At 68.2% G+C, this 8,460-nt stretch carries 9 protein-coding genes and 1 pseudogene; 4 read left to right on the top strand and 6 right to left on the bottom strand.

The window, feature by feature from the left end; translation table 11 throughout:
• A pseudogene (locus tag AC1DWR_RS19795) lies at window positions 1-181 on the bottom strand (haloacid dehalogenase type II); the annotation flags it as partial.
• A 182-nt stretch (window positions 182-363) separates the two neighbouring features.
• Here AC1DWR_RS19795 and AC1DWR_RS19790 point away from each other — a divergent pair.
• Complete coding sequence (locus tag AC1DWR_RS19790; RefSeq protein WP_477625028.1) at window positions 364-1,641, top strand: NAD(P)/FAD-dependent oxidoreductase; 1,278 nt, start codon at window positions 364-366, stop codon at window positions 1,639-1,641.
• Window positions 1,642-1,724: 83 nt separating this feature from the next.
• Here AC1DWR_RS19790 and AC1DWR_RS19785 read toward each other — a convergent pair whose 3' ends face one another.
• Genes AC1DWR_RS19785 through AC1DWR_RS19775 form a run of 3 tightly spaced genes read right to left on the bottom strand, consistent with a single transcriptional unit; the run spans window position 1,725 to window position 5,253 of the window.
• Complete coding sequence (locus tag AC1DWR_RS19785) at window positions 1,725-4,079, bottom strand: heavy metal translocating P-type ATPase (protein ID WP_477616110.1); 2,355 nt, start codon at window positions 4,077-4,079, stop codon at window positions 1,725-1,727.
• Window positions 4,080-4,120: 41 nt separating this feature from the next.
• A complete protein-coding gene (locus AC1DWR_RS19780; protein ID WP_477616109.1) occupies window positions 4,121-5,050 on the bottom strand; it encodes a hypothetical protein in 930 nt (309 codons plus the stop codon).
• Window positions 5,047-5,253 (bottom strand): heavy-metal-associated domain-containing protein, encoded by a 207-nt coding sequence (locus tag AC1DWR_RS19775; protein ID WP_477616108.1) that lies wholly within the window; start codon window positions 5,251-5,253, stop codon window positions 5,047-5,049. The genes AC1DWR_RS19780 and AC1DWR_RS19775 overlap by 4 nt, the downstream gene beginning before the upstream one ends.
• A 206-nt stretch (window positions 5,254-5,459) precedes the next feature.
• Between AC1DWR_RS19775 and AC1DWR_RS19770 the strand changes: the two genes are divergently transcribed.
• The 3 genes from AC1DWR_RS19770 (at window position 5,460) to AC1DWR_RS19760 (ending at window position 7,123) form a co-directional block, all read left to right on the top strand.
• Window positions 5,460-5,762 (top strand): metal-sensitive transcriptional regulator, encoded by a 303-nt coding sequence (locus tag AC1DWR_RS19770; RefSeq protein WP_477616107.1) that lies wholly within the window; start codon window positions 5,460-5,462, stop codon window positions 5,760-5,762.
• Between the two features lie 138 nt (window positions 5,763-5,900).
• The gene (locus tag AC1DWR_RS19765) at window positions 5,901-6,188 is read left to right on the top strand and encodes a heavy-metal-associated domain-containing protein (RefSeq protein ID WP_477616106.1); all 288 of its coding nucleotides are present in this window, start codon (window positions 5,901-5,903) and stop codon (window positions 6,186-6,188) included.
• Window positions 6,185-7,123, top strand: coding sequence for a cation diffusion facilitator family transporter (locus tag AC1DWR_RS19760; RefSeq protein ID WP_477616112.1), 939 nt, complete (start codon window positions 6,185-6,187; stop codon window positions 7,121-7,123). Before AC1DWR_RS19765 ends, AC1DWR_RS19760 begins: the two co-directional genes overlap by 4 nt.
• A gap of 88 nt (window positions 7,124-7,211) precedes the next feature.
• Here the strand turns inward: AC1DWR_RS19760 and AC1DWR_RS19755 are convergent, their stop codons facing one another.
• Together AC1DWR_RS19755 and AC1DWR_RS19750 are read right to left on the bottom strand one after the other, a co-directional pair.
• A complete protein-coding gene (locus AC1DWR_RS19755; RefSeq protein WP_477616105.1) occupies window positions 7,212-7,766 on the bottom strand; it encodes a nucleoside monophosphate kinase in 555 nt (184 codons plus the stop codon).
• 91 nt (window positions 7,767-7,857) lie between these two features.
• On the bottom strand, window positions 7,858-8,460 hold a 603-nt coding region (locus AC1DWR_RS19750; protein WP_477625027.1), incomplete at its 5' end, for an oligopeptide/dipeptide ABC transporter ATP-binding protein.

Here is an 8,460-nt window from a genome sequence, read left to right as displayed (position 1 = left end):
GCTTGTAGTCGCCCATGCACTCGTCGATGCGGTACGCCTTGCAGATCCGCAGATACTCGTCGGCGATCTCGGCCGGGAGCCGGTCACCGAGGACCTGCCGCATCGCGTCGTTGATGGCGAACTTGATCAGCGTTCCGTTCATGTCGAACGTCACGAACCTGGGCTTGGTCTCGAATCCCACGATTCCTCCTGGAGCTGAGTTTCAGAACGGCCCGCTGCCACTCTGGTCGATTGTCGACCATATGTGTATCGTGATCGACTGTCAACAATCATCAGTATACGGTGGTCTTTCGCCTTCCGTGGTTGTCCCGCCCCAGTCGCGTGACCCAGTCTCTGGCGTTGACCCCCTCTTGAGGAGTGCCCATGAAGCTCACGTCCTACTGGCTCGACACCGCCCCGAAGGGCTCCGTCGAGCGGTCCAAGACCGCCGTGGAAGGACGCACCGACGTGGCCGTCATCGGCGGCGGCCTGACCGGCGTCGTGGCCGCCCTCCACCTCGCCAGAAGGGGGGCGAAGGTGCACCTGTTCGAGCAGCACACCGTCGGGTTCGGCGCCTCCGGACGCAACGGCGGCATGGCCACCACGGGCATGTCGATCGGCATCCGGGACGCAGTGGCAAAGCTGGGCTTCGACCGCGCGGCGTCCCTGTACCGCTCGTACGGCCAAGCGGTCGACCTGGTCGAGGAGCTCGTGACGGACGAAGGCATCGACTGCGACTTCGCGCGCCCCGGCAAGCTGATCCTTGCGTCCAAGCCGGCGCACCTCCAGGGGTTCGAGAAGACCGCCGAGCTGCTGAACACCCGGCTGGGCGTGGAGACGCAGGTGGTCCCCAAGAGCGAACTGCATCGCGAGATTGGATCGGACGTCTTCCACGGTGGGATGACCGATTCGAAGAGCGCCAGTCTCCACGTGGGCAAGTACATCCGCGGGCTCGGCGAAGCAGCAGAGCGTGCCGGCGTGACGATCCACGAGGAGGCACCTGTGCTGAAGCTGCGCAAGCTCGGCCCGGGCCATGAGCTCGAGACCCCGCGCGGACGCATGCAGGCAGACCAGGTGCTCCTGGCCACGGGCGCGTACACCCGTCGGCCGTTTCGCTGGCACCAGGTCCGGATCGCACCGGTCGGCAGCTTCATCATCGCCACCGAGCCACTGGCCGCGAGCGTGTGCGACGACCTGCTGCCCACCCGGCGGGTGGCCTCGGACTCCAAGAACCTGCTGAACTACTTCCGCATCACTCCCGACAACCGCCTGCTCTTCGGCGGCCGAGCACGGTTCGCGATGTCCAACCCACAGTCCGACGAGAAGAGCGGCAAGCTGCTCCGCGACGCCATGGTGCACACCTTCCCCCAGCTGTCCGACGCCAGGGTCGACTACTGCTGGGGAGGGGTCGTGGACATGACGCTCGACCGGATGGTCAAGGCCGGCCAGCACGACGGCATCTACTACTCCATGGGGTATGCCGGGCACGGAGTCCAGATGGCCACGTACATGGGGCGTGCGATGGCCGAGTACATGTCCGGCGTCCCCGAGGCGAACATCTGGAGCGACTTCGAGTTCCGTCGCATCCCGGGACACTTCGGCCCTCCGTGGTTCCTGCCCATTGCCGGCACCTACTACAAGCTCAAGGACCGAGTGAGCTGATCGCGAGCTTCCGTGAGCTGGTCGCGAGCTTCCGGATGCCGGCTGCGGTGACGGCTGCGGTGACGGCTGCGGTGACGGCTGCCTCAGGCTGCCGTACTGGCGAGCACGTTCGGCTCGGACGGCTGTACGTCGCCGCTGGAGATGATCGAGCTGAACCGGCGCAGCCGCAGGCTGTTCGACACCACGAAGACGGACGAGAAGGCCATCGCCGCACCGGCGAGCATCGGGTTCAGCAACCCCGCTGCGGCCATCGGGAGGGCGGCGACGTTGTACGCGAAGGCCCAGAAGAGGTTGCCCTTGATCGTCGCAAGAGTGCGCCGGGAGAGCCGGATGGCGTCTGCCGCCACGCGGAGGTCTCCACGGACAAGGGTGAGGTCGCTGGCTTCGATGGCGACATCCGTGCCCGTGCCCATGGAGAGGCCGAGGTCGGCCTGCGCGAGGGCCGCGGCATCGTTCACGCCGTCGCCCACCATGGCCACGACGCGCCCCTCGGCCTGCAGTCGCTTGACCACGTCGACCTTGTCCGCAGGAAGGACGTCTGCGATCACTGTCTCCGGCGACACCTCGATACCCACCTGGCGGGCCACCGCCTGGGCGGCGGCCTGGTTGTCCCCAGTGAGCAGGACCGGCTGTAGGCCCAGGGCCCTGAGCTGCGCGATGGCTTCCGCGGACGACGGCTTGATCGCGTCGGCCACCACGAGCACCCCTCGGGCTCTGCCGTCCCAGCCCACGGCGATGGGGGTCGCTCCGTCGGCCTGCGCGGCTGCAAAGGCCCGCTCCAGCTCCACCGGAAGGTGCTGCGACCACTCACTCAGGAGCTGGGGCCGTCCCACGAGGACGGCGTGGCTGCCTTCGGCGGTCGTGACCAGACCCTGCACCCCGAGGCCCTCGATGTTGGCGAAGTCGTCCACGGCAGGCAGTGCACCGAACCGGTCGCGGGCAGCGTTGGCCACCGCCCGGGCGATCGGGTGCTCCGAGGCGTCCTCAAGGGCACCCGCCAGCCGGAGCACCTCGCCGGCCTCCTGCCCATCGGTGGTGGCGACGGAGACCAGGGTCATCTGGCCGGTCGTCACAGTGCCGGTCTTGTCGAGGACGATGGTGTCGATGCTCCGGGTCGACTCCAGCACCTCAGGTCCTTTGATGAGGATGCCGAGCTGCGCGCCCCGACCGGTTCCGACCATGAGAGCCGTGGGGGTTGCCAGGCCGAGCGCGCACGGGCACGCGATGATCAGGACGGCGACCGCCGCGGTGAACGCGGTCGCGAGCCCGCTGCCGGTCCCGATCCAGAACCCGAGAGTCGCCGCTGCGATGCCGATGACGATCGGCACGAAGATGCCGGAGACCCGGTCGGCGAGGCGCTGCACCTGCGCCTTGCCGTTCTGCGCGTCCTCGACCAGGCGTGCCATCTGCGCAAGCTGGGTGTCGGCACCGATCCTGGTGGCGCGGACCAGGAGCCGGCCACCGGCGTTGACCGTGGCACCCACGACCACGTCGCCCGGACCGACCTCCACCGGCATCGACTCGCCGGTCAACATCGACGCGTCGACCGCGGAGCTGCCCTCCTCGATCACGCCGTCGGTGGCGATCTTCTCCCCCGGCCTCACCACGAACCGGTCGCCGACCGAGAGCTGGTCAGTGGGAATCCGCACCTCGACCTGTCCGGTCGCGCCGTCGCGCAGCACCGCGACCTCTTTCGCGCCGAGCTCGAGCAGCGCCCGCAGGGCGGCCCCGGCCCGCCGCTTCGAGCGGGCCTCGAAGTAGCGACCCGCCAGGATGAAGGTGGTCACCCCCGCTCCGGCCTCCAGGTAGATGTTGGCCGAACCGTCGGACCGGGCGACGGTGAGCTCGAACGCATGCTTCATGCCCGGGGTGCCCGCCGTTCCCCAGAACAAGGCGTAGACCGACCAGCCGAGCGCCGCCGAGGTGCCCAGCGAGATGAGGGTGTCCATCGTCGATGTGGCGTGCCGCAGGTTGACCCAAGCCGCCCGATGGAAGGGCCAGGCACCCCAGGTCACCACGGGCGCCGCGAGCGTGAGCGAGAGCCACTGCCAGTTGGTGAACTGCCAGGCCGGCACCATGGCCAGAAGCACGACCGGAACAGTCAGCACCGCCGAGAGCACCAGCCGCTGCCGAAGGGAGCGAGTCGGGTCCTCGACGGCCTTCTCGCCCTCCAGCGCGTCATCCTGCGGTGGGCGGGGCAAGGTCGCCCCGTAACCGGCCTGCTCGACCGTCCGGACCAGCTCGGCGGGGTCAAGGCCATCGGGGAAGGTCACCTTGGCCTTCTCCGTCGCATAGTTCACCGTCGCCACGACGCCGTCCATCTTGTTCAGCTTGCGCTCGATGCGGTTCGCGCACGAGGCACAGGTCATCCCACTGATCTCCAGCTGGAGATGGCTGGTCGAGGCGGCCGGGCCCTGAGCGTTGGTGAGCGAGCTCATCTGTCTTCCTTCGTGTACGGGTCGGTGCGCGTCTTCCACGCTCAGTGTGCGTCGCCTGCGTGGCCGTCTTCGGAGTTCCCCGAGGTCTCCGGGGAGGTGCCGCCGGACCCGGTCAGCGTGAATGCCGCGGTCCGGACCACGCCCTCGTGCTTGAAGTCGAGGTAGAGGTGATAGCGGTCGGAGCTCGGCACCTCGGCGTAGAAGACCACGCCGGGGCCGGGCCTGGTCACGCCGTCGCCGGGGGTTCCCTCGGGGTGCACGTGCAGGTAAGCCAGGTCTCCGGCTCGCAGTGCCACCAAGTGGCCGTAGGCGCCCAGGTATGGCTCGAGGTCGGTGACGGGCTTGCCGTCGCGGGTCACCGTGAGCGTGAGCTTGGCCGATTTGCCCGCGGCCAGGTGGCCGTCGAGGGTCACCGTGTAGCCGTCGACCGTCGAGGTCTGGGAGTCGGCCGGCGCGGTGGCGGGCTGGTAGGCCCCTGGTACGGCAAGATCGCTCCCCAAGGTGATCGCCGGTCCGCCGGTGGCCTTGAAGTCGGCGAACAGCCGCCACTGACCGGCGCTCAGGTCCAGCGTCGTGGTCCAGGTGCCGTCCGCGGCCATCCGGGGGTGCACGTGCTGGAAGCCATGGAAGTCCCGGCGAACGGCGATCAGGTGCAGCCTCTTGTCATGCTCCTCGTCGAAGCGAGTCACTGGGCGACCATCGCGACCGCGGATCGTGAACGCCAGCGGCACGTCAGCGCCGGCCGCGACGGTCGTCTGGGAGAGCTCGAAGGCGTACCCGTCCTGAGAGACCATGAGTCCCTTGGGGAACGCCGCGGCGGCGCCCTGGCCTCCCTGGCCCATGTCCATCCCGGCATGGTCGGCCGCAGCCGCCGGCGCCACTGGCCCGACAACGCGTCCCACGCCGACCGCACCACCAAAGACGGCGAACAGCGCGACGAGGAAACCGACCAGCTTCGTCGTGGCGCTCATGCCAGCTGGTACCCGGCGTCCTCCACCGCGGCCCTGATGCTGGCGTCGTCGAGTGGGTCTGCACTGGTGACGGTGAGGCTCCCCGTCTCGAGGACCACCTCGACGCCTTCGACGCCTGAGATCTCGTTGACCTCCTCCGAGACGGAAGCCACGCAGTGCGCGCAGGTCATCCCGGTCACCGTATAGGTCTGGGTGGTGCTCATCATGGGTTCCTCTCGCTCATGAACAGCTGAAGGGCCGGGGCCCTCCTGTCACGCTCCCGCTGGACAGCGCTCGGTAGCGTAACCTCTGTTCATACAATACCCCCCTAGAGTATCCTGTCAATCATCGGGCCTGCTGCGCGGTACCGGTACGGGGTACACTCCCCGCGCTCGGACCAATCCCGGGCACGACGGACTGGAGACGAGGAATGACCGAGACGGCAGAGCACGAGCACGGCTACATCCACCGCAAGGACGACTACGTCAAGCGCCTGCGCCGAATCGAGGGCCAGGCCCGCGGTCTCCAGCGAATGGTGGAGGAGGAGAAGTACTGCATCGACATCCTCACCCAGATCTCCGCCATCACCAAGGCCTTGCAGTCTGTTGGCCTGGGACTTCTCGAGGAGCACCTGAGCCACTGCGTCGCCGACGCGGCCGCCCAGGGTGGGCGCGAGGCAGACATGAAGCTGAAGGAAGCATCGGACGCGATCGCCCGGATGGTGCGCTCGTAGCCAAACCCTTCCCCGCACTGCGCGTTCGTCTATCGAGATACCGGTGGGGGGTACTTGTCACCCATACCCCCCATGGGTACAGTTCCCGGTGAAGTTCCCCCGCGCCGGGACCGGCGCCCACCCGAGGAGATCGAGCTGATGACCACGACCACCACCACTACCTACAGCGTCCGCGGCATGACCTGCGGCCATTGCGCGGCATCGGTGACAGCCGAAGTCGGCACCATTCCCGGAGTCACCGAAGTGGCTGTCGATGTTCCCGCGGGCCTCGTCACCATCAGCACCGAGGCCGAGGTCAGCACCGGCGCCGTCAAGGCTGCTGTCGCGGAGGCGGGCTACGAGGTCGTCGACGCAGTCAACGACGATGCCGGCTCGTGCTGCGGCGGAGCCACCTGCTCGCCGGCCTCGACCGACAGCGCCCCGTGAGCGGGGGCCACGGTCATGGCCACAGTCATGCCCACGGCCACGGCCACGGAGCTGGTGGCCATGCAGGCGCAGCCCACCGATGGCGCCTCCGCGTGTCATTCGTCCTCATTGCTGCGTTCTTCGTGGTCGAGCTCGTCACCGCCCTGGCGTCTGGGTCCTTGGCCCTGCTGAGTGACGCCGGGCACATGGCCGCGGACGTGGTTGCCCTGGGGGCCGCGCTGGTGGCCACCCGCATCGCCACCCGCAAGGACACCTCTGGCCGACGGACCTTCGGCTCCTACCGGGCCGAGGTGTTCGCCTCGGGCCTAGCTGTTCTCCTGATGTTGGGCGTCTCGGTCTACATCGCCGTCGAGGCGCTGGCCCGGGTGGGATCACCCGGCCACGTCGCCTCGACCCCGATGCTTCTTGTCGGTGGCCTGGGTCTGGCGATCAATGTCGTGGCGCTGCTACTGCTGCGCGGCGGCGCCGCCGACAGCCTCAATGTCAAGGGCGCGTACCTCGAGGTCGTCGCCGACTCCCTGGGCTCGGTCGGCGTCATCGTCGCCGGACTGATGGTCTCCGTCACTGGGCAGACGTGGTGGGACACGGGCATCGCGCTGGCAATCGCCCTGTTCGTCTCGGTGCGGGCCGTCGCACTCGGGCGCGAAGTCCTGGTCGTTCTCGGCCAGCACGCCCCCGCAGCGATGGAACCCACCGAGGTCGTGGCAGCCCTGGGCAGCGTGAACGGCGTCGACGACGTCCACGACCTCCACCTGTGGACTCTCACCTCGGGGATGCACGTCGCGACCGCGCACCTGATGACCCACGAGGCCGTCGACCCCCATGCCGTGCTCGACGAGGCCCGCGACATCATGCGGCTGCGGTTCGGCGTCGAGCACGCCACCCTGCAGGTCGAGCCCCGTACGCACACCGGGTGCCAGGAGCTCGCCTGGTGACCCGCGTGCCGTCTGACCCTGAGCTCCCTGTGACCCACAGGGAGCTCAGGTCAGCTGGCACACGTGGCTTGCGACCTTCGGCTTCGGACTAGACGGCGACCCGCGACTGGGCAGCGGCCGCTGCCGCGATACAACGCTGCCGGAGCTCGGAGTCCGAGCCGCGACCGTCCACGACCTGCAGGATTCCCCTGCGCAGGTACGCCGACATCACCGGCTGGATCCGCGCCTCGTAGGCGCGCAAGCGGCTTTCGATGACCTCAACCCCATCGCCACTCCCGCGCCGTAGGAGTCGGCTGACGAGCAACGTCTCGGGCACTCCCAGGAAGATCACCGCATCGAGCGTGTGGCCACAGTTGCCACAGAGCTCGTCCAGGGCACCCACCTGCGCGAGGTTCAGGGGGTAGCCATGGAGGACCCACCCATGTCTGGCGTCCTGTTGCACGAGCCGGCTTCGAGTCATCTCGCTGGCCACGCGGTCGGGCACCTCCACCCCGGCATCGACGTAGGCCTTCGCCAGGAGTCCCAGCTGCGTCCGTGCTGACAGGTGCCCGGTGAACACCTCGCCAGCGCAGATAGCGGGAAGGCCGAGGTGCTGTGCCAGGTATGCCGCGTGCCGGCTCGTGCCAGCCCCAGGGGGGCCCATGATGAGCAGTCTCATGCTCGTGCCCGGCGGCCCGGTCCGCACCGACCAGCCCCTTCGTCGAGGGGCTCGATGGGGTACACCATCTGATCCTCTAGAAAGCTGGCGTCGAGGGCCCGGAAAGGCTCGGTAGCTCGGCCCAGAAGTGGCAGCTGGTGAGGTGGTCCTCGCCCGCCTGGGCGGTCGGCGGTTCGGTGGTACGGCAGATGTCTTGGGCCAAGGGGCAGCGGGGATGGAAACGGCACCCTGACGGGGGGTCGATCGGACTGGGTGGTTCGCCCTTGAGCTGGGTGATGATCGCGTCAGATCCGTGTTCCTCGGCCAGTGAGGCGGCCAGCAGCACTCGGGTGTACGGGTGGCGCGGGTTGGTGAACAGCTCCTCCCTGGGGGCGATCTCCACGATCTGGCCCAGATACATCACGGCGACCCGGTCGCACAGGTAACGCACCACCCGCAGGTCGTGGGAAATCAGCACCAGGGTGAGGTCGAGCTCGTCCTTCAGCTCCACCAGCAGGTTCAGGATCTGGGCCCGGATCGAGGCATCCAGGGCCGACGTCGGCTCGTCACAAATCAGGAACTTGGGCTTCAGGAGCAACGCTCGAGCGATGACCAGCCGCTGCAGCTGACCACCGGAGCACTCCCGGGGCAACCGGTCGAGGATGTCCGTCTCCAGCCCGACCCGGTTGAGCATGAGCAT

It is taken from the genome of Pedococcus sp. P2_E2, assembly GCF_056403955.1.
The sequence above is the reverse complement of the archived record's forward strand: the minus strand, read 5'-3'. Positions and strand labels throughout refer to the sequence as shown.